25 protein-coding genes are annotated in these 26871 nt (G+C 68.6%); 10 read left to right on the top strand and 15 right to left on the bottom strand.

The window, feature by feature from the left end; genetic code table 11:
* Position 1: 1 nt before the first annotated feature.
* From BJY22_RS00600 to BJY22_RS00615, 4 genes are all read right to left on the bottom strand, one after another.
* Positions 2-871 carry a carbohydrate ABC transporter permease gene (locus tag BJY22_RS00600; protein ID WP_167203230.1) on the bottom strand — a complete coding sequence of 290 codons (870 nt, stop codon included), beginning with the start codon at positions 869-871 and terminating at the stop codon, positions 2-4.
* Positions 868-1818: a carbohydrate ABC transporter permease gene (locus BJY22_RS00605; protein WP_167203231.1), complete on the bottom strand. Its 951-nt coding sequence runs from the start codon at positions 1816-1818 to the stop codon at positions 868-870. Before BJY22_RS00605 ends, BJY22_RS00600 begins: the two co-directional genes overlap by 4 nt.
* Positions 1818-3179: an ABC transporter substrate-binding protein gene (locus BJY22_RS00610; RefSeq protein ID WP_167203232.1), complete on the bottom strand. Its 1362-nt coding sequence runs from the start codon at positions 3177-3179 to the stop codon at positions 1818-1820. The genes BJY22_RS00605 and BJY22_RS00610 overlap by 1 nt, the downstream gene beginning before the upstream one ends.
* Before the next feature lie 174 nt (positions 3180-3353).
* Entirely contained in the window at positions 3354-4346 is a 993-nt protein-coding gene (locus tag BJY22_RS00615; RefSeq protein WP_337757914.1) for a LacI family DNA-binding transcriptional regulator, read from the bottom strand.
* 136 nt (positions 4347-4482) lie between these two features.
* Between BJY22_RS00615 and BJY22_RS00620 the strand changes: the two genes are divergently transcribed.
* Positions 4483-5709 (top strand): DUF4032 domain-containing protein, encoded by a 1227-nt coding sequence (locus tag BJY22_RS00620; protein WP_167203233.1) that lies wholly within the window; start codon positions 4483-4485, stop codon positions 5707-5709.
* 44 nt (positions 5710-5753) lie between these two features.
* Here BJY22_RS00620 and BJY22_RS00625 read toward each other — a convergent pair whose 3' ends face one another.
* From BJY22_RS00625 to BJY22_RS00645, 5 genes are read right to left on the bottom strand one after another with little or no spacing between them, the layout of a single operon-like run.
* Positions 5754-6611, bottom strand: a complete 858-nt coding sequence (locus BJY22_RS00625; protein ID WP_167203234.1) for a glycoside hydrolase family 16 protein — start codon at positions 6609-6611, stop codon at positions 5754-5756.
* 13 nt (positions 6612-6624) lie between these two features.
* Entirely contained in the window at positions 6625-7446 is an 822-nt protein-coding gene (locus BJY22_RS00630; protein WP_167203235.1) for a carbohydrate ABC transporter permease, read from the bottom strand.
* On the bottom strand, positions 7443-8423 hold the full coding sequence (locus BJY22_RS41350) for an ABC transporter permease subunit (RefSeq protein WP_202890937.1): 981 nt from the start codon (positions 8421-8423) through the stop codon (positions 7443-7445). Before BJY22_RS41350 ends, BJY22_RS00630 begins: the two co-directional genes overlap by 4 nt.
* Positions 8420-9793 carry an extracellular solute-binding protein gene (locus BJY22_RS00640; protein ID WP_167203236.1) on the bottom strand — a complete coding sequence of 458 codons (1374 nt, stop codon included), beginning with the start codon at positions 9791-9793 and terminating at the stop codon, positions 8420-8422. The genes BJY22_RS41350 and BJY22_RS00640 overlap by 4 nt, the downstream gene beginning before the upstream one ends.
* Positions 9794-9803: 10 nt before the next feature.
* Complete coding sequence (locus BJY22_RS00645; protein WP_167203237.1) at positions 9804-10595, bottom strand: NAD-dependent epimerase/dehydratase family protein; 792 nt, start codon at positions 10593-10595, stop codon at positions 9804-9806.
* A gap of 145 nt (positions 10596-10740) precedes the next feature.
* Between BJY22_RS00645 and BJY22_RS00650 the strand changes: the two genes are divergently transcribed.
* Together BJY22_RS00650 and dgoD are read left to right on the top strand one after the other, a co-directional pair.
* Positions 10741-11988 (top strand): ROK family protein, encoded by a 1248-nt coding sequence (locus BJY22_RS00650; RefSeq protein WP_167203238.1) that lies wholly within the window; start codon positions 10741-10743, stop codon positions 11986-11988.
* Positions 11985-13130: a galactonate dehydratase gene (gene dgoD, locus BJY22_RS00655; RefSeq protein WP_167203239.1), complete on the top strand. Its 1146-nt coding sequence runs from the start codon at positions 11985-11987 to the stop codon at positions 13128-13130. The genes BJY22_RS00650 and dgoD overlap by 4 nt, the downstream gene beginning before the upstream one ends.
* 57 nt (positions 13131-13187) lie before the next feature.
* Here dgoD and BJY22_RS00660 read toward each other — a convergent pair whose 3' ends face one another.
* The 3 genes from BJY22_RS00660 to BJY22_RS00670 are packed head-to-tail and all read right to left on the bottom strand — an operon-like array spanning position 13188 to position 15593.
* Entirely contained in the window at positions 13188-13637 is a 450-nt protein-coding gene (locus BJY22_RS00660) for an NUDIX hydrolase (RefSeq protein WP_167203240.1), read from the bottom strand.
* Positions 13638-13677: 40 nt separating this feature from the next.
* Complete coding sequence (locus tag BJY22_RS00665; protein ID WP_167203241.1) at positions 13678-14445, bottom strand: SDR family NAD(P)-dependent oxidoreductase; 768 nt, start codon at positions 14443-14445, stop codon at positions 13678-13680.
* Positions 14445-15593, bottom strand: a complete 1149-nt coding sequence (locus tag BJY22_RS00670) for an acyl-CoA dehydrogenase family protein (protein ID WP_167203242.1) — start codon at positions 15591-15593, stop codon at positions 14445-14447. Before BJY22_RS00670 ends, BJY22_RS00665 begins: the two co-directional genes overlap by 1 nt.
* 86 nt (positions 15594-15679) lie before the next feature.
* Between BJY22_RS00670 and BJY22_RS00675 the strand changes: the two genes are divergently transcribed.
* From BJY22_RS00675 to BJY22_RS00685, 3 genes are all read left to right on the top strand, one after another.
* Positions 15680-16264: a TetR/AcrR family transcriptional regulator gene (locus tag BJY22_RS00675; RefSeq protein ID WP_167203243.1), complete on the top strand. Its 585-nt coding sequence runs from the start codon at positions 15680-15682 to the stop codon at positions 16262-16264.
* Between the two features lie 88 nt (positions 16265-16352).
* Complete coding sequence (locus BJY22_RS00680; protein WP_167203244.1) at positions 16353-17231, top strand: S1 family peptidase; 879 nt, start codon at positions 16353-16355, stop codon at positions 17229-17231.
* A 126-nt stretch (positions 17232-17357) separates the two neighbouring features.
* Entirely contained in the window at positions 17358-18242 is an 885-nt protein-coding gene (locus BJY22_RS00685) for a S1 family peptidase (protein WP_167203245.1), read from the top strand.
* A 51-nt stretch (positions 18243-18293) separates the two neighbouring features.
* Here BJY22_RS00685 and rlmB read toward each other — a convergent pair whose 3' ends face one another.
* Together rlmB and cysS are read right to left on the bottom strand one after the other, a co-directional pair.
* Positions 18294-19253, bottom strand: coding sequence for a 23S rRNA (guanosine(2251)-2'-O)-methyltransferase RlmB (gene rlmB / locus BJY22_RS00690; protein ID WP_167203246.1), 960 nt, complete (start codon positions 19251-19253; stop codon positions 18294-18296).
* A gap of 1 nt (position 19254) precedes the next feature.
* Positions 19255-20688: a cysteine--tRNA ligase gene (gene cysS, locus BJY22_RS00695; RefSeq protein WP_167203247.1), complete on the bottom strand. Its 1434-nt coding sequence runs from the start codon at positions 20686-20688 to the stop codon at positions 19255-19257.
* Between the two features lie 134 nt (positions 20689-20822).
* Here cysS and BJY22_RS00700 point away from each other — a divergent pair, with 134 nt between their 5' ends.
* From BJY22_RS00700 to BJY22_RS00710, 3 genes are all read left to right on the top strand, one after another.
* Positions 20823-21644 carry a lysozyme gene (locus BJY22_RS00700; RefSeq protein ID WP_337757916.1) on the top strand — a complete coding sequence of 274 codons (822 nt, stop codon included), beginning with the start codon at positions 20823-20825 and terminating at the stop codon, positions 21642-21644.
* Between the two features lie 31 nt (positions 21645-21675).
* Entirely contained in the window at positions 21676-22236 is a 561-nt protein-coding gene (locus BJY22_RS00705) for a GNAT family N-acetyltransferase (RefSeq protein WP_167203248.1), read from the top strand.
* Positions 22237-22311: 75 nt separating this feature from the next.
* Positions 22312-23604 (top strand): peptidase C39 family protein, encoded by a 1293-nt coding sequence (locus BJY22_RS00710; RefSeq protein ID WP_167203249.1) that lies wholly within the window; start codon positions 22312-22314, stop codon positions 23602-23604.
* A 58-nt stretch (positions 23605-23662) separates the two neighbouring features.
* On the opposite strand, the gene BJY22_RS00715 is transcribed toward BJY22_RS00710, so the two are convergent.
* Complete coding sequence (locus tag BJY22_RS00715) at positions 23663-25348, bottom strand: DUF2207 domain-containing protein (protein ID WP_167203250.1); 1686 nt, start codon at positions 25346-25348, stop codon at positions 23663-23665.
* A gap of 495 nt (positions 25349-25843) precedes the next feature.
* On the opposite strand from BJY22_RS00715, the gene BJY22_RS00725 reads away from it, so the two are divergent.
* Positions 25844-26791 carry a neutral zinc metallopeptidase gene (locus BJY22_RS00725; RefSeq protein ID WP_337757918.1) on the top strand — a complete coding sequence of 316 codons (948 nt, stop codon included), beginning with the start codon at positions 25844-25846 and terminating at the stop codon, positions 26789-26791.
* Positions 26792-26871 lie beyond the last annotated feature (80 nt).

The raw sequence follows: 26871 nt of genomic DNA on the forward strand, positions 1-26871 counted from the left end.
CTTAACCTTTCAGGCTTCCGGCGGTGAGCCCGGCCATGATGCTCCGCTGGAAGACGAAGAACACGAGGATGGTGGGCAGGCTGGCTATCACCAGCGAGGCGATCAGGACGTTCTGGGGCATCTGGGCGGACAGGGACGCGATGCCGACGCTGATCGACATCTTGCTGGTCTCCGGCAGCACCAGCAGCGGCCAGACGAAGTCCTTCCACACCGTCACCACGGACAGGATCGACACCACCCCGATGATCGGCCGCGACACCGGCAGCACGATCGACCAGAGGATCCGCATCGGCGTCGCGCCGTCGATCTCCGCCGCCTCGAGCAGCTCCTTCGGAATCGAGTCGAAGAACCGCTTGAGCAGGAACACGAAGAACCCGTTCGCTGCGGCCGGCAACCAGATCGCCCATGGAGTGTTCAGCAGGTCCAGGTGCAGGATCGGCAGGTCCTTCGCCACCAGGTACGTCGGCAGCAGCAGGACCATCGGCGGGATCATCAACGTCGCCAGCATCGCCCCGAGCACGAGCTTTCCGAGCACCGGCCGCAGCTTCGACAGCGCGTACGCCGCGGTGACATCGACCGCGAGCGTGAACAGCCACGCGCCTCCGGCGTACAGCGCGGTGTTCTTCAGGAACACACCGAGCTGGAGCTGCTCCCACGCGTCGGCGTACACCTGGAAGTCAAACGTTTTCGGAAAGAAGCTCGGCGGAATCTGCGCGAGCTCGTCAGGTGACTTCAGCGCGCCGGTCACCATCCAGTACAGCGGGAACACAAACGCGCCGGTGAAGCCGACGACCGTCAGCGTCAGGATCGTCCAGTAGACGATCCGGCCGCGCGGGGTGCGCAGCGACTGCGGGGACACCAGGGTTCTCATCGCTCGGCCTCCCGGGACACGCGCAGGTAGATCGCGGAGAACACCATCAGCACGATCATCAGCATCAGGCCGAGGGCGGAACCGCCGCCGAAGTCACCGAAGTTGAACGCGTACTGGTACATCAGGTAGGCGACGGTGACGGTCGCGTTCTCCGGGCCGCCGCCGGTCAGCAGGTACGGCTCGATGAACACCTGCATCGTGGCGACGATCTGCAGGAGCAGCATCACCAGCAGGATCAGCTTGGTCTGCGGGATCGTCACGTGCCGGACCCGCTTGAACAGGCCGGCGCCGTCGAGTTCCGCGGACTCGTAGAGCTCGCCCGGGATGCTCTGCAGCGCGGCGAGGTAGATCAGCGTGCCGGTGCCGAGGTTCATCCAGGTCGACACGATCACCAGGCTGACGAGCGCCGTACTCGTGGAGTCCAGCCAGCTGAGCGGCGGCAGGTGTACGGCATCCAGCGCCTGGTTGAACAGGCCCGCGCCGGGGTCGTAGAACCACTTGAACAGCAGTACGGCGACCGCGGGCGGAAGCATCACGGGCAGGTAGACGACGAAACGCAGGTACGCCTTCGCGTGCTTCAACTCGTTGAGCACCACGGCCAGCACGAACGGCACGGCGTACCCGATCACCAGCGCCAGCCCGCTGAACGCCGCCGTGTTCAGCCACGCGGCCGCGAACGCCGGGTCCGCGATCACGGTGCGGAAGTTGTCGAACCCGACCCACCGGCCAGGATCGACGAAGTTGTTCTGCTGGAAGCTCAGCACGATCTCCCGGAACATCGGGTACCAGGAGAAGAGCGCGAAGCAGATCAGCGCGCCGCAGAGGAAGCCGTACGCCGTCAGGTTGCGCCCCACGGCACGCTGCAGCGCACCGCGCTTTCTGGGGGATCGCCGGTCCGTCGTCCCCCGCGTGGGGGGACGACGGACCCGCTCCTCGGTCACCGTCATTACGTGTTCTTCGCCAGGATCTTGTTGGCCTTGGACTCCGCGTCACTCAGCAGCTTGCCGATGTCGGCGTCCTTGCGGGTCAGTACGGCGGACATCGCGACGTCGAGCACGGCGTACAGCTCCTGGGCCTTCGGCGGCTCGAGCTTGTTGGTGATGTTGCCCTGGGCCTCGACGTACGGCGTGAAGTTGTCGACCGGGACCGTGGCGTGCTGCTTGCGCAGCGTGTTGATCTCGTTGCCCGGGGCACTGTTCCCGTACAGGTCCGGGATCGGCAGCCCGACCGGACGGCCCTGCGTCTTCGCCCGCTGGTAGTTGAACTGGCCCTGCCCCGGCGTCAGCTCGTGGAACTCCAGCCACAGCAGACCGGCCTTGATCTTCTCCGCCGACGCCTTCGGGTTGAACATGTATCCGTCGCCACCACTGAGCGACGACTTCCCCTCCGACTCCGGTACGGCGGCGACGCCGTAGTCCTCGAACTTGCCCTTGAAGTCGTTGTTCACCGACTGCACGACGTCCGGCGCACCGATCATCATGCCGAGCTTGCCGCCGCCCATCATGCGCATCAGGTCCTCCCACTGGAGCAGCTGCTTGCTGCCCATGGAGTTGTCCTCCCAGCGCATCTTCTGCAGCGTCTCCAGGACCGCCTTGCCCTCGGGGCTGTTGAACGCCGCGGTTTTGCCGTCCTCGCTGGTCATCGACCCGCCGCGCGCGTACAGCTCCGCGGCGAAGTGCCAGCCGCCGGTGTTGCCGGCCGAGTACTCACCGAACCCGACGTACCCCGGGCCGAGCGCGGCGATCTTCTTCGCGGCCGCACGGACTTCGTCCCACGTCTTCGGCGGGTTGGCCGGGTCGAGACCGGCCTGGGTGAACAGCTTGCGGTTGTAGACCAGGCCCATGTTGTAGTTGTTGCGCGGCAGGCCGTAGGTCTTCTCGCCGTCCTTGAAAACGCTCATCACGTCCTGGCGCAGGTCCTTCACCTTGCCGACGCTGCCGACGTACTGGCTGATGTCCGCGGCCTGCTTCTTCTCGATGATCTTCCGGACGTCGGTGTAGTAGACGTAGAAGACGTCCTCCTGCGTCCCGCCGGCCAGCTTGGCCTGGAACGTGTCGGGGTTGATACAGGGGAACGCGTCCTTGCCCTCGACCGTGATGTTCGGATGCGCCTGCTGGAACGCGGCGACGTCCGCCTCCCAGGCCTCGCGCTCCTTCGGGTTGCTCTTCGGCGGCATGCAGCCGACCGTGATCGTCACCTTGCCATCGGTCTCCCCCGCCGACTTCTGGTCGTCCGATCCGCAGGACGCGGTCACCAGCCCGAGTCCCATCACCAGCAGCAGGCTGAGCCCGCGGCGCCTTGTGGTCATTTCCACCCTCTCCCTCGACTCGTGCCGACACCGTAGGGAACTGAACGCCATGAACGCAATACTTCGATCTGAGATTGCAAAAACGTGACTTCGTATGGGAGATTGCCACTCGGAGGGCAAACGACAGCAGCCGCCGACCTGATCGGTCAGCGGCTGCTCGGTGCTGCGTGAAGGTTAGATGCGTGCGCGGGCGGTGGAGGCGCGGACGACGAGTTCGGGCTCGAAGAGGAGTTCGTCGGCGGGGACGGCGGCGCGTTCGATCAGGGCGACCAGCATGTCGACCGCGGCGCGGCCCATCGCGTCGATCGGCTGCCGCACGGTGGTCAGCGGCGGGTCGGTGCAGTTCATCATCGCGGAGTCGTCGTACCCGATCACCGAGACCTCGTCGGGGACACTCAGGCCGGCCCGGCGGACCGCACGGATCGCGCCGAGCGCGAGGATGTCGCTGGCGCAGACGATGCCGGTGACGCCGGCGTTCACCAGTTTGGTCGCGGCCGCGTGCCCGCCCTCGAGCGAGAACATCGTGTGCTCGACCAGGCCCGGATCCGCCTCCTCCGCGGCCAGGAAGGCGTCCAGCTTCCGGCGCGACGGGATGTGGTCACGCGGGCCGAGCACCATCCCGATCCGCCGGTGGCCGAGTGCGCGAAGGTGGCCGATCGCCATCTCCGCGGCCACGAAGTCGTCCGACGAGACTTGCGGGAACCCGAGGTGGTCGACCGCCGCGTTGACCAGGACGGTCGGCAGCTTGCGTTCCTGGATGAGCTCGTAGTGCTGGTGCGGCGCGTCCGCCTGGGCGTAGAACCCGCCGGCGAACACCACCCCGGAGACCTGCTGCTGGAGGAGGAGATCCACGTAATCGGCCTCGGACACGCCGCCGACCGTCCGCGTGCAGAGCAAGGACGTGAAACCTTGCTGCGCCAGCGCGCCGCCGACGACCTCGGCGAACGCGGGGAAGATCGGGTTCTGCAACTCCGGCAGCACCAGGCCGACCAGTCGCGCCCGGTCGCCGCGCAGCTGCGTGGGCCGCTCGTACCCGAGCACGTCCAGCGCGGTGAGCACGGCCTCCCGGGTCGCTTCGGACACTCCGGGCTTCCCGTTCAGGACGCGGCTGACCGTGGCCTCGCTGACCCCGACCTTCCGGGCCACCTCTGCAAGTCGTCGTGTCATGACGCAAACTCTACGCCTGATCACGCAAGAACTTGCAAGAGCTTGCGTACGTCGTTTCGCCAGCTGGGACCGGGGCGGTGGGGAGGAATTCAGACAAGGCTGCCTGAGAGATCAGGATGCTGACAGACTGGTGCTCGTGCCTCGATTCGTCGCCACCCGCCCGGACACCGGTCTGCTGTCGCTCCCCTGGGACGTCCCACTGGAGGACTGGCCCGAGGAACAGCTCGTTGCGCTGCCACGCGGTATCTCGCGGCACGTGGTCCGGTTCGTCCGAGTCAACGGCAGCGTGTACGCGATCAAGGAGGTCCTCGAGCACCTGGCGATGCACGAGTACCGCCTGCTCCGCGACCTCGAACGCCTCGAGGCGCCGTCGGTCGAACCCGTCGGCGTGATCACCGACCGGGTGGACCGCAACGGCGAGCCGATCGACTCGATCCTGATCACCCGGCACCTGCAGTTCTCACTGCCGTACCGCGCATTGTTCTCCAGCACGCTGCGCCCGGACACAGTCAACCGGCTGATCGACGCGCTGGTCGCGCTGCTCGTCCGGATGCACCTGAACGGGTTCTTCTGGGGCGACTGCTCGCTGTCCAACACCCTGTTCCGGCGCGACGCGGGCGCGTTCGCGGCGTACCTGGTGGACGCCGAGACCGGTGAGCTGCACCAGGACATCTCCGACGGGCAGCGGGCGCACGACCTCTACACCGCCGAGATCAACCTCTTCGGCGAACTGCTCGACCTGCAGGAGGGCGGGCTGCTCGACGAGTCGATCGACCCGCAGGAGACCGTCGAGTCGATCCAGAAGCGGTACGAGGCGCTGTGGGCCGAGCTGACCGCGCCGGAGGAGTTCGCCACCGACGAGATGCACCGGCTCGACTCGCGGATCCGGCGTCTGAACGAACTCGGCTTCGACGTCGCGGAGATCGACATCATCACCGACTGGGACGGCAGCCAGGTCCGCATCCAGCCGAAGGTCGTCGACGCCGGCCACCACTCCCGGCGGCTGCTGCGGCTGACCGGCCTGGACGTCGAGGAGAACCAGGCGCGCCGGCTGCTCAACGACCTGGACTCGTTCGCCGCGGCGACCGACCAGCAGAACGAGGACGAGGAGATCGTCGCCCACCAGTGGCTGACCGACGTCTTCGAGCCCGTCGTGCGGTCGGTCCCCCGCAACCTGCGCCGCAAGCTCGAACCGGCCGAGGTCTTCCACGAGGTCCTCGAGCACCGCTGGTTCCTCTCCGAACAGGCCGGCCACGAGGTCGACACCATGGAAGCGGCCCGCTCGTACGTGAACGACGTACTCTCCGCCAAACCCGACGAGAAACTCGCCCTCCCGACCCCCACCCTCCCCGAACCGGACTGACAACTGGTCGACTGAGCGGGCCACCCCGACTGTCGTAGACAGGCCTATTTCGTGCGGTAGACCCGGATGTAGTCGACATCGAAGGAGTTCGGGAAAGGGGTGGTCGCGTCGGGCGGGCCGCCGCGGTCGGGGTTGGCCCAGGTGCCGCTGTTGAGGACGACGTACATGGGCTTGTCGGGGACCTGGGCGCCGGTGATCGTCGAGGTCGGCGCGCCGTCGACCGTGAAGGTGATGCGGCCGGGCGACCACAGCACGCCGTACCGGTGCCAGCCTGTGGTGGGTGTGAGGCCGGCCGGCCGGTGGCTGTCCCAGCGGACGTCGGGCCAGGTCCCCGATGCCAGGCCACTGTGCATGCTCTCGATCGAGCCGAACCATTCGGCGACGTCGATCTCCGGCGGCCAGCTGCGGTCCTGCGGGATGAGCCAGAACGCCGGCCACAGTCCCTTGCCCGCGGGGAACTTCGCGCAGATCTCCCAATAGCCGTAGGCCTGGAAGAACTTGTCGTGCGAGGAGATGAAGCCCTCGGTGTACTGGTACGTCCCGGCCGGATCCGTCCCGACGACGGGCTTGTTGTCGGTCACCAGCCGCAACCTCCCGCCGGACAGTACGACGTTCTCGTCGACGGCGTAGCTCCCGTACGACGTGTTGTGGTAGTGCCCGCCCGCTCGACCGGGGAAGTCCATCACCGTGCTCCACGACCGCCGATCCAGCGAATCACCACCGAACTCGTCGCTCCAGGCGAGTCGCATCCCGGCGGGCCGCTGCGCCGCACCGGCGGAGCAGGTGGTCTCACTTGCCTGCGGCAACTGTCTGTCGACTGCCTGCGCAGTGCCGGTCAGGCCGGCCGCGGCCAGCATCAGCCCGGCGGCTGCGAGCACCGTCGCGCGTCGTCGTACTGTCATTTCCCAACCTCCGTTACTTGATTCCGGATGTGGAGAAGCCGCTGACGAAGCGGCGTTGCATGAAGAGGAACAGGACCAGGACCGGGAGTACGTAAATGACGGCGCCGGCGGCGACCAGGTTGTTCATCGGCAGGCCCTTGTCGTTGACGTAGCCGGAGGCCATCGCGACGGCGAGGGTCGTGCTGTCCTGGCTGAGGAACATCGCCGGGCCGACGAAGTCGCCCCACGCCCCGGTGAAGGAGAGGATCACGCTGGCCGCGATCACCGGCCAGGACTGCGGCAGGAAGATCCGCCAGAAGATCCCGACGTACCCGCAGCCGTCGATGATCGCCGCCTCCTCCAGCTCCCGCGGGATGCCGGCGAAGAACTGCCGGAACAGGAAGATCAGGAACGCGCTGCCGCCCAGCCCCCACGCGACCCACGGCCAGTACGTGTTCACCATGTGCAGCTTCGCGAAGATCAGGTACGTCGGGACCAGCGTCACGATGCCGGGCAGCATCATCGTGGCGAGCAGCACGACGAACAACTGCTTCTTCCCCGGCGCCGACAGCCGCGCGAACCCGAACCCGACCCAGGCCGAGCTCAGCGTGGTCAGCGTCGTGGTGATGAACGCGATGGTCAGCGAGTTCTGCGTCGCGCCGACGAAGTTCACCTTGCTGATCGCGTCGCCGTAGTTCGCCAGGCGGGGCTCCTTCGGCCACCAGGTCGGCGGGAACGACGCCATCTCGGCCGGCGACTTCAGCGACGTCAGCACCAACCAGGCGATCGGGCTGAGCATCGCCACGACGACGGCCAGCAGCACCAGCCACATCGCCCACCGATAGGTCCGGCTCATTTCTTGCCCTCCGGCTCGACGGTGTAGAACACGGTCCGGGCGCTGACCTTGATGATCACCAGCGTCACCAGCAGGATCACCGCGAACAGCAGCCACAACATCGCCGACGCGTACCCGAACCGCGAGGCGCTGAAGTACTGCGCGAACACATGGATCATGTACATGTAGTTGCCCTGCGGTACCGCGCCCGCGCCGCTCAGCGATCCCGAGGACAACAGCAACGGCGCGAACGACTGCAGCGACCCGATCACCCCGGTGATCACCTGGAAGAGAATGACCGGCGACAGCAGCGGCACCGTGATGCGCGTGAAGGTCTGCCAGTACGACGCCCCGTCGACCTGCGCCGCCTCGAGCAACTCGCGCGGGATGTCCTGCAAGCCCGCCAGCGAAATGATCATCGCCCCGCCGCAGCCCCACAACACCAGCGCATAGAGCACATAGCGAACATTCGGATCGACGAGCCAGGTGATCGGGCTCCCTCCGAGACCGCTGAGGATGCCGTTCGCCGCACCCGCGTCCCGGTCGAAGATCAGCCGGAACGTCAGCGCAGCGCCCACCGGTGGAACGACCGCCGGCAGATAGATCAGGCCGCGCAGCAGCCCGCGTCCCCTGATCGGCTGGTTCAGCATCACCGCCAGCAGCAGCCCGGCGAGGATCGACAACGGCACCGTCACCAGCGCGAACAGCCCCGTCTTGCCCAGCGAACTCAACGTCAGCGGGTCGCGGAAGATCTCCATGTAGTTGTCGAAGCCGACGAAGTGCGTCCGCGGCGACAACCCGTCGGAGTCGGTCAGGCTGAGCCAGAACGCGTACCCCAGCGGAAACACCGTCAGCGTGACGAACCCGATGATCCACGGCGCGACGAACAAGTAGAACGTCCGCGCCTTCTTCAGACCCGGCGGCTTCTTCCCACGGACCACCTGCTTCGGAGCGGGTGCCTCGGCGGGACGCCGTACCTCCGTCAGCGCGGAGCTCACCGCAACCGCTTCTTTCCGTCCGCGAGCTGCGCGTTGATCTGGTCGTTCAGCGTGTCCGCGAACTGGCCGACCGGCATCGCGCCCTTGATTGCCTTGGGCAACTCTCGGGTGATCACCGCGTTGATCGCGTCCTGCCGGGCGTAGGGCGTGTACGACGTGACGGAGAAGTGCTCCTTCTCGGCCATCTGCACGTCGTAGGCCTGCTTCTGGTACGGCAGCTTCTGCGGCATCAGCTTCTGCAACGACTTGAGCGGTGGAATGCCCCAGCCGCCGGCCGCTCGCGCCTTGGCCGGATCACCGGCCAGGAACCACTCCATCACCGCCCACGCGGCGTCCTTGTTCTTGCCCGCCTTGGGCATCCACAGCCCGGTCGCGCCGAAGCACGGGCTGACCCGGCGGCCGGTGTCGAACTGCGGCGCCGGCGCGAACCCGGCGACCTTCGCCGACTTGGCGTCACCGGCGAACAGGCCGCCGAGCCAGTAGCCGCTCAGCGTGGCCGCCATCCGGCCGGCCTGGAAGGTCGGACCGTCCCACCCGTTCGGGTCCGGGTTGAGGACGGTCGGCCCGATACCGGCCTTCGCGTACTCGAGGTACCACGTCAACGCCCGCTGCGCTTCCGGGCTGCTGAAGTCGACCGACGCGAGATCGTCGGCCGTCAGCTTCCCGCCGGCCAGGTCGGTCATCCAGGTCAGCTGGCCGAACAGGCCGAGGCCGTTCGGGTTCAGGCCGTAAACACTGACCTTCGCGCCCTGACGCTTCACCAGCCGCTTGCCCTCGTCGAGCAGTTCGTCGAGCAGCAACGGCGTCGTCGCACTCGGCCGGGTCACCTTCGCGGCGTCGAACAGCGCGCCGTTGTACCAGAGCGTGCAGTCCTGCGAGTAGTCCTTCGCGAACCCGTACCGCGGACCGCTGCCCTGCTTCTGCCCGTCGTACCGCCAGACGTCGTTGACCGGGTCGATGTCGTCGGCCTTGATCAGCGAGCTCTTCTCGAAGTACGGATCCAGGTTCTCCGCGACCTGCCGGGCGACCAGGTACGGCGTCTCGGTCGCGCCCATGCCCCGGACCACGTCCGGTGGGTTGCCGCTGGCAAGCATCGCGGTCAGCTTGGTCAGGTCGTACTCCACCGTCTTCACGGTCAGGCCGAGCGCCTGGGACGCGGCCTTGGCCTCCTTCGGACCGAACTCGCCCGCCTGGGACATCACGGTCACGGCCCCCTTGGCGGCCGAGCCGGTGCCGGTGGCGACCGGGGTGTTCGTGGAGGACGCCGGCGAGCAGCCCACAGCCAATGCTCCGCCGGCCGCACTACCGGCAACAGCGCCGCCGAGTGCCAGGAACCGGCGGCGGGACAGCCCGGGGTTCGTTGTCGTCATGGCCAACCTCTCATTCAGGTGTCTCTGGATCGAAGAGCCGGCAGACCGGGCCGGAGGAGGGTCCGGCCTGGTCCGCGAGCGCTTCGCTGTCGTCTTCGGGTCGGTAGCCCAGCTCGTGCCGGGCGGAGGTTGTGTCCCACTGGTTGCGGGTGTTGGCGGAGACGCCGAAGTGCACGCCGTACCGTTCTGTCGCTCCGAGGGCCGCGAGCATCAACCGGCCGGCGTCGTCGTCGGACAGCCACTGGCCGAGGTACCGCCGCTCGCTCGGCGGCCAACCGGTCAGACCGAGCCGCAGGCAGGTGACCGATGCGCCGGTGCGGTCCGCATGTGTTCGTCCCAACGCCTCCAGCACGACCTTGCCCAGGCCGTACGGGCAGCACGGGCGCGGATCGAGCCGTGGATCGACGGGCCAGTACTGCGGCCGGTTGTACTCCCCCGACGCATGCAGCGAACTGGCGAGCACGATCTTCGGTACGGCGTGTGCCGCGGCGGCCTCGAGGACGACCTGAGTCGTCCACACGTTGGCGGTGTACACGCTGTCCCATGACTGCCAAGGGCTGCTGTTCCCCGCCAGGTGCAGGATCGCGTCGGCACCGGCCAGGACCTCGCGCGTCGCCTCGGGATCGGCGATGTCCGCCGGGACCAGCTCGCCGGATCGCCTTGTCGTGGCAGCCCGGTCGACCAACCGGACCCGGTACTGCTTGCGCAGCCACGGGAGCACGACCGTGGCGACGCGGCCCAGGCCGCCGGTGACCACCACCAGTGGCGCCTTGCCGTTCGGCTCGGCCTTCTCAGCGTCCATGTCGCCATCCAGGTCGCCGGGCCCCGGGCCGTCCCCGGGACTGTGGGCGAAATTGTTCGAGCACTTCGGCGTTTGTGTCAAGACTTCGAACACACCTTGTCAGTTTTGTTGACGCCGTGAACCTGTTCCGCCGATACTCGACGTCGTGGCTGCGAAGGACACCGGATCTCTGCGAGCGCTGCGGCGCACCAACTCCGAACGGATGCTGTCCGCGCTCATGGAGCACGGGGCGCTGCACCGGGCCGAGCTGGCGCGGATCTGCGGCGTCTCCCGGACCACGGTCTCGACGATCGCGGCCGACCTGATCACCGGCGGTGTCGTGCTCGAGGTGGTCGGCGACCAGGTCGCCCGGGCCGGTATCGACGCGTCCGAGGTGGACGGCCGCGCGCGGGGCTTCCTGCGCGCCAACCCCGCCGCCGGAGCGGCCGCCGGGCTCGACTTCACGCTCGAACGCGTCTGGTGCCACCTCACCGACCTGTCCGGTACGACGCTCGCCAGCGACGGCGTCCGCGTGGCCGGGGACACCCCGTGGCAGGAGCGACTCACGGCCGGTCTGGAGCTGCTGGACGACTTGCTGACCCGAGCCGGCCTCGACCGCGACAACCTGGTCGGCGTCGCGATCGGCGTCCCGGGGCCGCTCGACCTGCAGACCGGCGTGGTCGGCCCGTCCCTGCCGGGGCAGGCCTGGGCCGGGGTGAACGTCGCGGCGGAGTTCGGCCGGCATCTCGCCGTACCGGTCCTGGTGGAGAACAACACCCGCCTGGAGGCGGTCGCGGAGTTCACTTGGGGCGCGGGGCGGGACGTCCGCGACGTCCTGTACCTCGGCTTGTCCACCGGGATCGGATCCGGGCTACTGGTCGACGGGACCCTGCACCACGGCGGTGCCCGCGGCGGTGGCGGCGAGATCGGTCACTTGTCGGCGGACTCGTCCGGCGCTCTGTGCCCCTGTGGGAACCGCGGCTGCCTGGTGCAGTACGCGTCGCTTCCCGCCGTACTCACCGCCCTGGCACCAGTGCTCGGCGAGGATGCCGGCCTCGACGAACTGCTCGCCGCCGCGGCCGACGGCCAGCCGGAAACCTTACAAGTGCTGCGTGAAGCCGGTGAGCTGACCGGGCGCGTGCTCGCGAACATCTGCAACCTGCTGAACCCGGAGCGGATCATCGTCGGCGGCGAGCTCGCCCGCGCGGGCGAGCTGGTGCTCGAACCGATCCGCGCCACGTTGCGCCGTACCGCCATGCGACTCACCCGCGACGCCGACGTCGTCGCCGCGGAGCTCGACCTCGGCGCCCGGGCGGGCGCCTCGGGTGGCGCGGCCCTCGTCCTGCGCCAGACCGACCAGCTGGTCGCCGCCCTCCTCGCCGCTCCTGACAACCAACCCAATGAGGCCGTGTGAAGATCGTCGGATACGAAACGTTCCTGGTGGCGCCGCGATGGCAGTTCCTGCGGATCGACACCGACGAAGGGATCAGCGGCTGGGGTGAGCCGATCGTCGAAGGCCGGGCGGAGGCCGTGCAGGGCGCGGTCGGCGCGTTGATGGAGTACCTCGTCGGCGCGGACCCGTTGCGGATCGAGGAGCACTGGCAGGTGATGGCGAAGGGCGGCTTCTACCGCGGCGGCCCGGTGCTGTCGAGTGCGCTGGCCGGCATCGACCAGGCGCTGTGGGACATCAAGGGGCGTTTTCACGAGGTCCCGGTGCACGAACTGCTCGGCGGACCGGTTCGCGAGCGAGCCCGCGTCTACACCTGGGTACACGGCCGCGACAACGCGCAGCTCGTCGACGACGCCCAGACCAAGGTCGCCAAGGGATTCACGGCGCTCAAGCTCAACCTGTCCGAGGCGCTGCCTCCGATCCCCTCGGCCGCGCAGCTCCGAGCCTCGGTCAGCCGGGTCGAGGCGCTGCGCGCAGCGCTCGGCGACGAGGTCGACATCGCCCTCGATTTCCACGGCCGGTTCAGTACGGCGGCGACACGGCAGATCCTGCCGCTGCTCGAGCCGCTGCTGCCGATGTTCGTCGAGGAGCCGGTGCTGCCCGAGTTCGCGCGCGACCTGCGCCGGATCACCGAGTCGACCAGCATCCCGATCGCCACCGGCGAACGGCTGTTCTCCCGCTGGGACTTCCGGGACGTGCTGCCCACCGGGATCGCGGTCGCCCAGCCGGACATCTCGCACGCCGGCGGCATCTCCGAAGTACGCCGGATCGCCGCGATGGCCGAGGCGTACGACGTCAGCGTCGCCCCGCACTGCCCGCTCGGACCGATCACGCTCGCGGCCAGCCTGCAGCTCGACTTCGCCACCCCGAACTTCCTGATCCAGGAGCAGAGCCTGGGCATCGAGTACGGCGGCGGCAACGCGCTGCTCGACTACCTGGTGGATCCGCGGGTGTTCGCCTTCACCGACGGACACGTCCAGCGGCTGACCGGCCCCGGCCTCGGCATCGAGGTGAACGAGGAAGCCGTCCGCGCGGCCGCCGCCGACCCACACCGCTGGCGCTCACCGGTCCTACGCCACGACGACGGCTCCTTCGCCGAGTGGTGAGGGCGCTACCAGTTGTCAGCGGCAACAATCGCCGGAGCCGGCGCCTCGCCCCGGGAACTACTCGACGAGTGCCAAGAGCAACCACTTGGACAGCGGCGCATCGCCCAATTCCTGAAGGTCTTTCACCCACCGCGCCTCGGCGATCTCCGCGGACAGCCTCAACGCATCGTCTTCGACGAACGCGGCGAGGATCGTGAGGGTGTCGTGCTTGCCTTCAAGTGTCGTGAGAGTGGTGAGGACGGTGAAGGCGTCGGCGGACACAACAAGGCCCAGCTCCTCGTGCACCTCACGGGCAGCGGCTTGGGCCGGGGTTTCACGGGCGGGTTTGTAGCCGCCGCCGGGTAGTGCCCAGCGGCGGGTGTCGGCGTACGAGTGGCGGACGACCAGGAAGCGGCCGTCCGCCTGGCGTAGCAATGCTTTGACGCCGTACGTCGTCGGTTTGCGCACCCGGAACCAGAGCTGCGCGAACGGCGAGCCAACACGCAACAGCACGGCCCGGAAGCGCATCAGCGGCCGCCGACGCACACCAAAGCCACGCAGCGGTCCATCAACGCGGCGGCATACGGAGAGCGCCGTCCAGGCGGATGACCTCGCCGTTCAGGAGTTGGTTGTCGAGAACGTGGCGGACCAGGGCGGCGTACTCCGACGGCCTGCCGAGGCGGGACGGGTGCGGGACCTGCTGCTCGAGGACCGTCCGTGTCTCCTCCGGCAGCCCGGCCAGCATCGGAGTCTCCATGGTGCCGGGCGCGATCGTGACGACCCGGATGCCCTTGTCGGCGAGGTCGCGCGCGGCGGTCAGCGTCAGCGCGACGATCCCGCCCTTGCTCGACGCGTACGCCGCCTGCCCGACCTGGCCGTCGTACGCCGCGATCGACGCCGTCATCACCACGACGCCGCGGTCACCGTCCTCGGAGGGCTCGGCGGCGATCATCCGCTCGGCGGCCAGCCGGAGCACGTTGAACGTACCGATCAGGTTGATCTCGATCACCTGCCGGAAGGTTGCCAGCGGCAACGGCCCCTTCCGGCCCACGACCCGGCCGGGGGTCGCGACGCCGGCGCAGTTCACGGCGACCCGCAACGTGCCCAACGCGTCGGCCGCGTCGAGTGCCGCCGTGACGGCGGTCTCGTCGGTGACGTCGGTCGGCGCGAACACCACCCGGTCACCCAGCTCGTCCGCGATCGCCTTGCCCGCGGACGACGGCAGGTCGACGATCACGACCCCGAGCCCGTCCGCCGCCAACCGCCGTACGGTCGCCTCCCCGAGCCCGGAACCACCACCGGTGACCAGGGCGACGTCGGACGGGCTGAACTTCATCAAACGCTCCTCAAAAGATCACGGCTGATGACGAGCCGCTGGATCTGGTTCGTACCTTCGAAGATCTGGGTCACCTTGGCCTCGCGCATGTAACGCTCGACCGGGAACTCCCGGGTGTAACCGTACCCACCGAGCACCTGCACCGCGTCCGTGGTCACCTTCATCGCCGCGTCCGTGCAGACCAGCTTCGCGATCGCCGCCTGCTGCGTGAACGGCCGGCCGAGGTCGCGCCGGCGTGCGGCCTGCAGGTACGTCGACCGCCCGGACTCGACCGCGGCCGCCATGTCGGCGAGCAGGAACTGCACGCCCTGGAACTCCGCGATGGACCGCCCGAACTGCTGCCGCTCCTTCGCGTACGTCGCCGCCGCCTCGAGCGCCGCCTGCGCGAGGCCGATCGCACACGCGGCGATCCCGAGCCGGCCGGAGTCCAGCGCGGACAGCGCGATCCGCATGCCCTGCCCCTCGGAACCGATCAGGTTCGCGGCCGGGACCCGGACGTCGTCGTAGTTGACCAGCGTGGTGGTCGACCCGGTCAGACCCATCTTCCGCTCCGGGGCGCCGAAGCTGAGCCCGTCCGCCGAGGCCGGCACGTGGAACGCGGAGATCCCGTGGGTCCGGTCGTCGGAGGTCCGGGCGAAGGTGGTGTAGAAGTCGGCGTGCGAACCGTGGCTGATCCACGCCTTGGTCCCGTTCAGGACGTACTCGTCGCCGTCGCGGACGGCCCGAGTGGTCATCGAGCTGATGTCGGAGCCGGCCTGCGGCTCGGACAGCGCGTACGCCCCGAGCAGCTCGCCGCCGACCATGTCCGGCAGCAGCCGGCCCTTCTGCTCGTCGGTCCCGAACGTCGCGAGCGCGTAGCTGGTCATCGTGTGCACCGAGACGCCGACGCCGACCGACATCCAGGCGGCGGCGACCTCCTCGAGCATCTGCAGGTACACCTCGTACGGCTGTTCGGCGCCGCCGTACTGCTCCGGATAGGGAAGGCCGAGCACACCGGCCTTGCCGAGGGTGCGGAACGCTCCCCGCGGGAACGTCTCGGTCTCTTCGGCGTGGGCGGCGTACGGGGCGAGCTCGTGCTCACACAGGTCCCGGACCAGGGCGAGCAGGTCAATGGATTCGTCAGTGGGCAGGAGTCGGTCGACAGCCATCAGGCCCCCCTCTCAGCAACTCCCCCGAATGATACTCGGAATGATACTGGCGAACATAATTCCGTATCGTTCTATGCTGTCTCGATATGACAACAGTCGTTCCGGGGCGACGTACCCGCCGGCAGTCCGAGCTGCTCGACCGGCTCCTGACCCTGTTCCTCGAACAGGGGTTCAGCCGGTTCACCCTGGACGACCTGGCCGCCGAGCTGCGCTGCAGCAAGACGACCCTGTACGCGCTCGCGCCGAGCAAGGAGCAGCTCGCCGTCGAGGTGGTCAAGCACTACTTCAAGAATGCCACCGCGCAGGTGGAGTCGGCAGTGGCCCGGCAGACCCGGCACGACCGGCGGATCGCGGCGTACCTGAACGCGGTCGCGGACGCCCTGCGGCCGGCCAGCAGGACCTTCCTCGACGACGTGGCGACGTTCGCGCCGGCCCGGTCGGTGTACGAGCGGAACACCCGGATCGCCGCGGAGCGGGTCCGGCAGTTGATCGAGGACGGGATCAACCACAAGACCTTCCGCCAGGTCGACATCGCGTTCGCGGCCGAGATGATCGCGCACACCATGCAGGCGATCCAGCGCGGCGACATCGCCCGCCGCACCGGCCTGAACGACGCGGAGGCGTACCGCGAACTGGCCTCCTTCGTGCTGCACTCCCTCAGGCTCGACTGAGACGCACCCTGGTCCCCTTAGGGTTGGGCATCGTCCTCTTGCTGCCACCTCGCGCATCAGAGCCGTACGCCCCGGAAGGCTGTTGCCCATGAAATCTCTCCGACGAACAGCGGCCGTGGTGGCGGCCGCCGCTCTCGCTCTGACCGCCGCCGTCCCCGCCGGGGCGGATCCGGTGAAGCCGCCCCGGCTGTCCGCCAGGGCGATCACCGCGACGCTCAACGACCAGGTCCACACCCCGGGCACGGCGTGGCAGACGCAGCCGGACGGCACCGTCCTGGTGTCGTACGACCCCACCGTCACCGGCACGAAACTGACCAAGCTGACCGGTCTGACCAAGCAGCTCGGCCCGAACGTCAAGCTCGAGAAGCTGCCCGGCAAGCTGCAGAAGTACATCAGCGGCGGCATGGCGACGTACGGCGGCGACTACAAGTGCACCGTCGGCTTCAACGTGCAGCGGCGCGGCAAGTATTACTTCCTCACTGCCGGTCACTGCGGTGTCGACGCGGCCCGCTGGTACCAGGACCCGGCCCACAGGGTGTTCACCGGGGCGGTGCACCACGCCAGCTACCCGTGGAACGACTACGCCCTGGTCGTGTACCGCACCGACATCCCGCTGAAGACGCCGGGCGGCAGCGTGTACCTGTACAACGGGCGCTCGCAGGACATCACCCGGGCGATGACGCCGGGCCTGAACCAGCTCGTGTACCGCTCGGGCGCGACCACCGGCCTGAAGAGCGGCCGCGTGACCGGGCTGAACGCGGTCGTGAACTACGGCGACGGGCGGGTGGCCGGCCTGATCCGGACCAGCGTGTGCGCCGAGCCGGGCGACTCCGGCGGGCCGCTGTTCTACCGGCAGTGGGCGTTCGGGCTGACCTCCGGCGGATCCGGTGACTGCACGTCGGGTGGGGTGACCTACTTCCAGCCGGTGGTGGAAGCCCTCAACGCGTACGGCGTCTACATCTACTGAGCGCAGGTTTCCCCTACTCTCCGGGAGGGGTTGAATACTCAGGGAGATAGTGGGTAGGACTGGACTCGGTTGAAGTCAAGGACGCCCCGCCCCGAAGGCGTCCTCATCGTGAGGAGGCTGAAACCGATGAACATGTCCCCCATCCGCCGTACCACCGCACTCCTGGCCGCGGCCGGGCTTGCCGCCGCCGGACTCCTGGCAACGCAGGCCTCGGCCGCACCGGTCGAACCGTCCACCCTGTCCGCCGCCGCGATCACGTCCACACTGAACGAGGACGCGACGATCCCGGGTACGGCGTGGCACACCGACCCCGACGGCCGGATCATCGTGTCGTACGACGACACGGTCACCGGCACGAAGCTGGCGAAACTGACCGGCGTGACCAAGCAGTTCGGCGACCGGATCAAGCTCGAGAAGATGTCCGGCAAGCTGACGAAGTTCATCCGCGGCGGCGACGCCATCTACAGCGGGCAGTACCGCTGTTCGCTGGGCTTCAACGTGCGCAGCGGCAGCACGTACTACTTCCTGACCGCCGGTCACTGCACCAACATCGGCTCGAGCTGGTACGCCAACTCGGCCAGGACCACGCTGCTCGGCACCCGGTACGGGACGAGCTTCCCGGGCAACGACTACGGGATCGTCAGGTACAGCTCGTCGTACACGAACCACCCGGGTTCCGTGAACCTCTACAACGGCTCCACCCAGGACATCACGTCCGCCGGCAACGCCTACGTGGGGCAGACGGTCAGGCGCAGCGGTAGCACCACCGGTCTGCGCAGCGGTTCGGTCACCGGGCTGAACGCCACGGTGAACTACGCCGAGGGCACCGTTTACGGCCTGATCCGCACCAACGTCTGCGCCGAAGGCGGCGACTCCGGCGGCGCCCTGTTCGCCGGCTCAACAGCCCTCGGCCTCACCTCCGGCGGCTCCGGCAACTGCACCACCGGCGGAACCACCTACTTCCAGCCCGTCACCGAAGTCCTCTCCCGCTACGGCGTGAGCGTCTACTGATCCAGACATGAGTGTGGGGCCGGGGAAGCACCCCGGCCCCACACTCACGTTCTAGGCGCGGCGGCGGGAGATTTCGTAGAGGGTTACGCCGGCGGCTATGCCGGCGTTGAGGGATTCGGTGGCGCTGGTCATGGGGATGGAGACGATCAGGTCGCAGTTCTCGCGGACCAGGCGGGCCAGGCCTTTGCCTTCGGAGCCGATGACCAGGACGATCGGCTCGGTGGCGGCTTCGAAGGACGGGAGGTCGACGGCGCCGTCCATGTCGAGGCCGATGACCAGGAGGCCGGCTTCCTTGTAGGACTTGAGGGCGCGGTTGAGGTTGCCCGCGCGGGCGACCGGGATGCGGGCCGCGGCACCGGCCGACGTCTTCCACGCCGACGCCGACATGGACGCCGTACGGCGCTCCGGCACGACGACACCGTGCGCGCCGAAGGCGGCCGCCGAGCGCGTGATCGCCCCGAGGTTGCGGGGGTCCGTCACGCCGTCGAGCGCCACGATCAGCGGCACCTCCTGCGCCTCGTACGCCCGATCCAGCAGGTCGTCGGGGTGCGCGTACTCGTACGGCGGGATCTGCAGCGCGACGCCCTGGTGCGCACCGCCCGCCGTCACCCGGTCGAGCTCCGGCCGCGGCACCTCGAGCACCGAGACGCCGGTCTCGACCGCGAGCAGCAACGCCTCGCGCAGCCGGGCGTCCCGTTCGGTGCCCTCGGCAACATGGAGCGCGGCGGCCGGCACGCCGGCCCGGAGCGCCTCGACCACCGGGTTGCGCCCGTAGACCCACTCGACCGACGAGTCGGAGTCCTTACGCTGGGGACGGCGGTTGCGCTCGCGTTCCTTGGCGCGCTCGGCCGCCTTCGCCCGCTTGTGTGCCGGGTGCTTGACCCGGTCGACCGCCTTCGGCGTCGGGCCCTTGCCCTCGAGTCCGCGGCGGACCCGGCCACCGGAACCTGCCGTCGGGTTGCCCCGCGGCTTCTTCCGGATGGCTCCCTTGCGCTGGCTGCTGCCTGGCACGTCAGTTTCCTTCGTCAGTAGTTGCGGCCGCGAGAGACCAGCGTGGTCCCTGCGGGGTGTCCTCGACGACGACGCCGAGCGCCTTCAGCCGGTCGCGGACCGCGTCGGCGGCCGCGTAGTCCTTGCGTTCCCGGGCGGCCTGCCGCTGCTCCAGCAGGGCCTTCACCAGCCCGTCGACCACCTCGGTCAGCTCGTCGCTTCCGCCGGTCCGCGACACCCACGGCTCGGCCAGCGGATCCAGCCCGAGCACCCCGAGCATCCCGCGCACCGACGCGAGCGCCTCGCGCAGTGCCTCCGAGTCCCCGTCCGCGACCAGCTTGTTCCCGTCCCGCACGGTGTTGTGCAGTACGGCGATCGCGGCCGGCGTCCCCAGGTCGTCGTCCATCGCGGCCACGAAGTCGCCCGGCAGCCCGGCGGCCGGATCGGCCCCACCGGTCACCTCGGCGGCCCGGGTCACGAATCCCTCGATCCGCTGGAAGCTCTTCGCGGCCTCGTCGAGCGCCTCGAACGAGAACTCCACCACCGACCGGTAGTGCGACTGCACCAGGTAGTAGCGCAGCTCGATCGGGCGGACCCGCTCGACGACGTTCCGGACGACGGCGCTGTTGCCCATCGACTTCGACATCTTCTCGCCGGCCGTGGTGACGAGCGCGTTGTGCATCCAGAACCGGGCGAACTTCTGCCCGACCGCGGTCGACTGGGCCAGCTCGTTCTCGTGGTGCGGGAACCGCAGGTCCAGCCCGCCGCCGTGGATGTCGAACTCCTCGCCGAGGTACTTCCCGGCCATCGCGGAGCACTCCAGGTGCCAGCCCGGGCGGCCGCGCCCCCACGGCGTCGGCCACGAGGCGGTCCGCGGCGTGCCCTCGACATACCCCTTCCAGAGCGCGAAGTCCCGCGGGTCGCGCTTGCCGCGCGGGTCCGCGTCCTCGGCGGCCTCCATGTCGTCGATCCGCTGGTGCGAGAGGGCGCCGTACTCCGGCCACGAGCGGACGTCGAAGTACACGTCGCCGGACCCGTCCGGGGCGACGTACGCGTGGCCGCGGTCGAGGAGCTGCTCGATCAGCTCGAGCATCTCCGGGATGTGCCCGGTGGCACGCGGCTCGTACGTCGGCGGGCGGCAGCCGAGGACGTCGTACGCCCAGTGCAGCTCGCGCTCGAACTCGTAGGCGTGCGCCCACCACGGGATGCCGCGGTCGGCGGACTTCGCCAGGATCTTGTCCTCGATGTCGGTGACGTTCGCGATCACGGTGACCTCGTAGCCGGAGCGCTCCAGCCACCGGCGCAGGACGTCGAAGACCACTTCCTTGTAGATGTGCCCGACATGCGGGGCACCCTGCACCGTCAGCCCACAGTGGTAGATCCCGACCTTGCCCGGGTGGACAGGCACGAAATCCCTCACTGCAGCTGTTGCGGTGTCGTACAAGCGAAGAGTCACCGCTCAAGGGTAACGGGAGGTGACGCCGGTAAATAATCACCAAACAGCAGTGACCCAGGGTTGGATGTTGGCGGATCCGGGTAAGACCCAGGCCGAGCGCTCTGTCCGCCCCTCATCGCTCTCTGGAGGAAACCGTGAAGTCCGCCCTTTTCACGGGTGCCGCCGTCACTCTTGGCCTGTTGCTGGCCTCGATCGGCCCCGCCCAAGCAAGCAGCACCGCCGACCAGCCCACCCCGACCGCCCGCCAGCACGGCATCACCAAGGGCGGCGAGGCGTACATGGGCTGGATGCAGAACCAGACCACCAGCGCCGCCGCTCCGACCGACATGGGAACCGCCGCGGTCGTCGACGGCATCGACGTCTCCAGCCACCAGGGCAACGTCAACTGGACCTACTGGTGGGGCCAAGGCAAGCGGTTCGCGTACGTGAAGGCGACCGAAGGCACGTCGTACAAGAACCCGTACTTCGCCCAGCAGTACAACGGCTCCTACAACGTCGGGATGATCCGCGGCGCCTACCACTTCGCGCTGCCGAACAGCTCCAGCGGCGCGACGCAGGCGAACTACTTCGCCAGCAGCGGCGGCGGCTGGTCGCGCGACGGCAAGACGCTGCCGGGTGCTCTCGACATCGAGTACAACCCGTACGGCGCGACCTGTTACGGAAAGACCCAGGCCGGCATGGTCAGCTGGATCCGCGACTTCCTGACCACCTACAAGTCCCGGACCGGACGCGACGCGGTGATCTACACGAACCTCGACTGGTGGACCCGCTGCACCGGCAACACCACCGCGTTCAACTCGACCAACCCGCTCTGGGTCGCGCGCTATTCCTCCACGGTCGGCACGCTGCCGGGCGGCTGGCCGTTCTACACCTTCTGGCAGTGGACCTCGAGCCCCATCGACCAGAACCGCTTCAACGGCGACTACAGCCGGTTGCAGGCGCTCGCCAACGGTTAAATCCGTTGCGGCGGTCGCTTAGTCTCGATCGGTGAGCTATTCGCTGCCGATCGAGACCGACCGTCTGCTCCTGCGCCGCTACGTCGAGAACGACTACGACGACCTGCTGAAACTGCAGTCGAATCCGGACGTCGCACGTTATCTGCTGTACGACGCACGCACGCCCGAGCAGGTCAAGGAGGCCCTCACCGGCCGGCTGGCCGATGTCCCCATGGACACCGACGGCCAAGCGCTCACCGTCGCCGTGATCCTGCGGGACACCGGCCGGCACCTGGGTGAGGTGACACTGTTCGTCAACAACGCCGAGCACCGCACCGGCGAGCTCGGGTACGTCTTCCATCCGGAGTCGCACGGCCACGGGTACGCCGCCGAGGCGTCGGTCGAACTGCTGCGGCTCGGGTTCGAGGAGCTCGGCATGCACCGGATCATCGCCCGGCTGGACGCCCGCAACGACAGCTCGGTGAAACTGCTGAAGCGGCTCGGCCTGCGCCAGGAGGCGCACTTCGTGAAGAACGAGTACCTGAAGGGCGAGTGGACCGACGAACTCGTGTTCGCGATGCTCTTCGAGGAGTGGGAGCTCCGCAATCCGTGAGGATGGGCTCGTAACTTTTTCCCGCGCCACGCCTTCCCCGTGACAGCAACTGCCAGCGGGGCTACCGTCGGAGTTATGACCTCCGCCCGTTCCGTAACCGCACTCGTCGTTGGTGCGGTCGTGCTCAGCGCCGGCAGCCTGCCGAGCCAAGCCGTGAAGGTTGATCCGGCACGGCAGATCGCCTACCAGGCCTGGACGTCGACCGACGACTTCCTGGCCGGTCAGCGGTTCGGCACCACCGTCGCCGACGGCACCCTCACCTTCGGTACGTCGACCGGCACCAGGTCGTACGTCGACCCGTTCGGCGACGGCACCGCGAAGACGTACGACCAGACCAGTTGGGTCTCACCGCAGGTCAGCACCGGCTTCGGACTGACCGAGCTGATCGCCTCCTGGAACGCCACCACCCCGCCGGGCACCTGGGTCGAGGTGTCGATGGCCGGTACGACGAACCTCGGCACGACCACCAAGTGGTACGTGCTCGGCCGCTGGTCCAGCGGCGACGACACCGCGGCCGGCGACATCCACCGCACGTCGGTGCCGAGCCAGGGCGACGCCAACGGGTCCGTTGCCGTCGACACCTTCCAGTCCGCGTCCGGCCAGTGGCTCGACCGCTGGCAGCTGAAGGTGACCCTGTACCGGCTGAGCGGTACGACGCAGTCGCCGACAGTCCGCTCCGTCGGCGCGATGGCGTCCAGGCTGCCGTTGGACAAGAAGGTTGCCGTCAGCCCCCTCGGCGGCGCGGAGGGCATCGTCCTCGACGTACCGACGTACTCCCAGGAGACGCACATCGGCCACTACCCGCAGTGGGACGGTGGCGGCGAGGCCTGGTGCTCGGCGACGTCGACCGCGATGGTGCTCGACTACTACGGTGCCGGCCCGAGCGCGGCCGAGACCGCGTGGGTCGATCCGTCCGACGCCGATCCACAGGTCGACCACGCGGCCCGGTCGGTGTTCGACTACGCGTACGACGGGGCGGGCAACTGGCCGTTCAACACGGCGTACGCCGGCTCGCGCGGCGTGGACGGGTTCGTCACGCGACTGCGGTCGCTGACCGAGGCGGAGCAGTTCATCAAGGCCGGGATCCCGCTGATCGCGTCGCTGTCGTTCAAGAAGGGCGACCTGCCCGGTGCCGGGTACGGGACGAACGGGCACCTGATGGTGATCGTCGGGTTCGACCAGAACGGCGACGTGGTCGTCAACGACCCGGCGTCGCATCTGATCGCGAGCAACGACCAGGTGCGGACGACGTACGACCGGGAAGCGTTCGAGAACGCATGGGTGCCGCACTCGGGCGGTCTGGTCTACGTGATCCCCCCGGAGGGTACGGCGTTGCCGGCGCCGTCCGACCCGCAGCACAACTGGTAGAGACGACAGCGCCCGCCACGCCGGGGCGGCGTGGCGGGCACTGTTCTTTGAAGACCGCTCAGCGGGCGAAGAGCGCGCCCGTCAGGTTGGTGGTCAGGTTGCGGAGCGAGTCCGGCAGGTACTGCAGGTGCCAGCCGCGCGGGCCGCGGTACCAAGCGAAGCCCGAGTCTTCCTCGTCCGGCGTGGCGTCGGTCGCGACCAGTGCGTCGATCCAACGGTCCGAGCCGCCGAGGACGACGGCGTACGGCAGGGCGCGCGAGCAGAGCTCGGTGTGCTGGTCGGTCGGCAGTTCGCTGACGTCCATCTCCAGCAGCTCACCGCGGATCGCGGCGACCTGGCCGAGCACGCGGCCGGCGGCCGGCGCCTTGGCCGGCATGTAGCGGCCGACCACGAGCAGGCCGACACCGACCAGGGTGATCGCGATGCCGAGCAGACCCCAGGTCGACAGCAGGGCGAGCAGCACGGTCGCGACGACACCGACGACGGTGACCGCGATACCGATCGTTGCCCACAGCGACCGGGTCCGGTCCGGCCGCTCGGTGAACCAGCCGCGCTTGACCACGCCGTCGTACAACGCGTCCTGGACCTGGGCGAGATTCGCGCGGACCTGCTTGCCGAGCTCGGAGACCAGCACCGAGTCGGCGTCGCCGAAGATCGCGCGGATCAGTACGTTCTCGTACCGCTGCAGCTCCTCCGACGGTGCGTTCGAGACCCGGCGCAGCTCCCAGTCCGGCCGCGCGAACTCGGTGCTGTGCTCCAGTTCGACGATCGTGATGTGACCGCGGACGGCCAGGTCGATGATCGTCGCGGTCACGTCGACCGGGTCGATCCGCTCGTCGATCAGCGTGCCGACCTCACCGGGGCGCAGGTCCGACGGCGGGGTGAAGTCGATCCGCGCGTCGGTGCCGAGGCTGAACAGCGACGCCGGGACGACGCGGCGCGGGTCGACCTGGTCGCGGCCACGCAGCCGGTACAGCACGAACAGCGCGATCGCGCCGAGCAGCAGTACGGCCAGCGCGGTGATCAACTGGGCCGCGTCGGTGGAGAACGCGCGCTTGAAGGTGTGGCGGTACTCGATGATCGAGTTCGCCGCGATCTGTCCCTTCGGGAACCCGACCGCCATCGTCATCGTGTTGCCCGGCGGCAGGTCCGCCTGCTGGAACGTCGGGCCGGACGTCTCGCCGATCTGCGCCAGCGTGCAGGGGATGTTGCTGTCCACCGGGCCGGCGAAGCACGCGACGTGCGTGACCTCGGGGACGCTGAAGACGACGTTCGCGTTCTGGATCGGGAGGTTGATCCCGGTCAGCGGCGAGAACCGCACCTCGGTGCCGTCCAGGGTCTCCGCCACCGCGCCCTTCACGGTATACGTGACCTCGAGTTGCGTCGTACCGCTGGTGATGTCCGGTACGGCGATCGACGTGACGTCGCCCTCGGTCTTCAGCTCGGCCTTCTTGTCCTGGCCGCCGGCCTTGACCTGCAGGTCGCCGACCTGCTGCACGTGGTCGACGTCGTCGGGCAGGTGGTCCCGGGTGACGAGGAACCGGGTGAAGGTCCCGTTGACGTTGCTGAGCTTCCAGGTCTCCGCGACCCGGAGCAGTCCGTCACGTTCCACCCGGACCTGACTGTCGTAGTTGGTGACCACCGGGTCGGCGGTCGCGCTGCTTTCGGCCGCCCCGGCCGGGACAACGGACAGGCCGAGCAGGCCGAGGGCACACAGGGAGAGCCCGAGGAGACGTAGACGCATCGCCCAATCACACCGTAGAGAGAGGGTCAGGTTGACACGCGCACCCTAGCGTCTGGGGGGTGTCAGGCAACCAACCGGGACCGGGACGTGGACAATCGCGCCCGTCTCCGGCCGTCAGGGAAGTTGAGCCCGCGCTCCGGTAGCGTCTCGGGCGTGTCAGGCAACCAATGGGGTCCACCGCCCGGACAGCAGCAGCCGCCCCAGCAGCCACCTCCGCCGTGGCAACAGGGCCCGGGGTACGGCGGTCCGCCGCCTCCTGGTGGCCCCGCCGGCCCACCCCAGGGCCCGCCTTTCCAGGGGCCTCCTCAGGGACCTCCGTTCCAAGGGCCTCCGTTCCAGGGAGCTCCGTTCCAGGGACCTCAGGGGCCGCACCACGGGCAGCCGTTCCAGGGGCAGCCGCAGCTCGGCTGGGGCGCTCCGCCTGGTGGACCGCAGCCTCCGAAGAAGAAGGGTCGCGGCGGGCTGATCGCCGCGCTCGTGCTGCTCGGTGTGCTGGTGATTGGTGTCGGGGTACTGCGGTTCGCGCTGAAGGGCGACGGCGACCCGAAGTACGCGCGGCCGACCACCACGACGTCGTACAGCCCGAAGGTCAAGCCGACGAACGGGCCTTCGACCAAGGCGACGAACAACGTGCCGACGGCCAAGCCGACCACCAAGCAGCCGCAGCCGACAACCACACGGTCGACCACGACCAGCACGCCGACGACCAAGCCCGGTCCGACCGACAGCGACCTGGTCGTGCGGAACCGGCTGTACAAGGCCGGCGCGATGGCGTCCGTGGGCTGCCGGGAGTCCAAGGCTCGGCAGAGCACCGTGGCCGGCGCGCGCGCCAACTACAAGAACCTGCTGGGCTGCCTGAACAAGTCGTGGGCGCCGTTGGTGACGAAGGCGGGCGGACGGTTCCGGGCACCGAACGTGCGGATCTTCAGCGGCCAGGTCTCGACGCCGTGCGGGTCGAAGTCAGACTCCGGTCCGCCGTTCTTCTGCGGCACCAACGACACGATCTACATGAACCTGACCGAAGACATGGGCAACTACAACCGGTACTCGCAGAGCTATCAGAAGGTCTGGGCGCGGATGTGGATGCTGCACCAGTTCGCCCATGAGTACGGGCACCACGTGCAGTACAACATGGGGATCCTGCAGGCGTACTCGCGGATCCGGTACGAGCGTCCGACGTACGCGATGGAACTGCAGGACAGCCGGCGGCTCGAGCTGCAGGCGTCGTGCTTCTCGGACATCTTCATCGGCGCGAACCGGCGGACGTACCCGATCACCGGGCAGTCGCTCGTCCAGTGGCGCTGGCTGATCGGGAACGTGACCGACTACGCCAACGACCACGGCGACGCGGGCAACCACAAGTACTGGGCCACCCGCGGGTGGAACGCCCGCAACCCGAGCGCGTGCAACACCTTCGTCGCACCTGCCGCCAAGGTGCAGTGAGGGCAGGGTGGGGACGCTGACCGGTCTCCAGCGAAACGACTGGCCGGGGTAGCTAGCCTGGTGGGTCCGGATCGCGCAAA

The sequence above is a fragment of the Kribbella shirazensis genome (assembly GCF_011761605.1).
Lineage (GTDB): Bacteria > Actinomycetota > Actinomycetes > Propionibacteriales > Kribbellaceae > Kribbella > Kribbella shirazensis.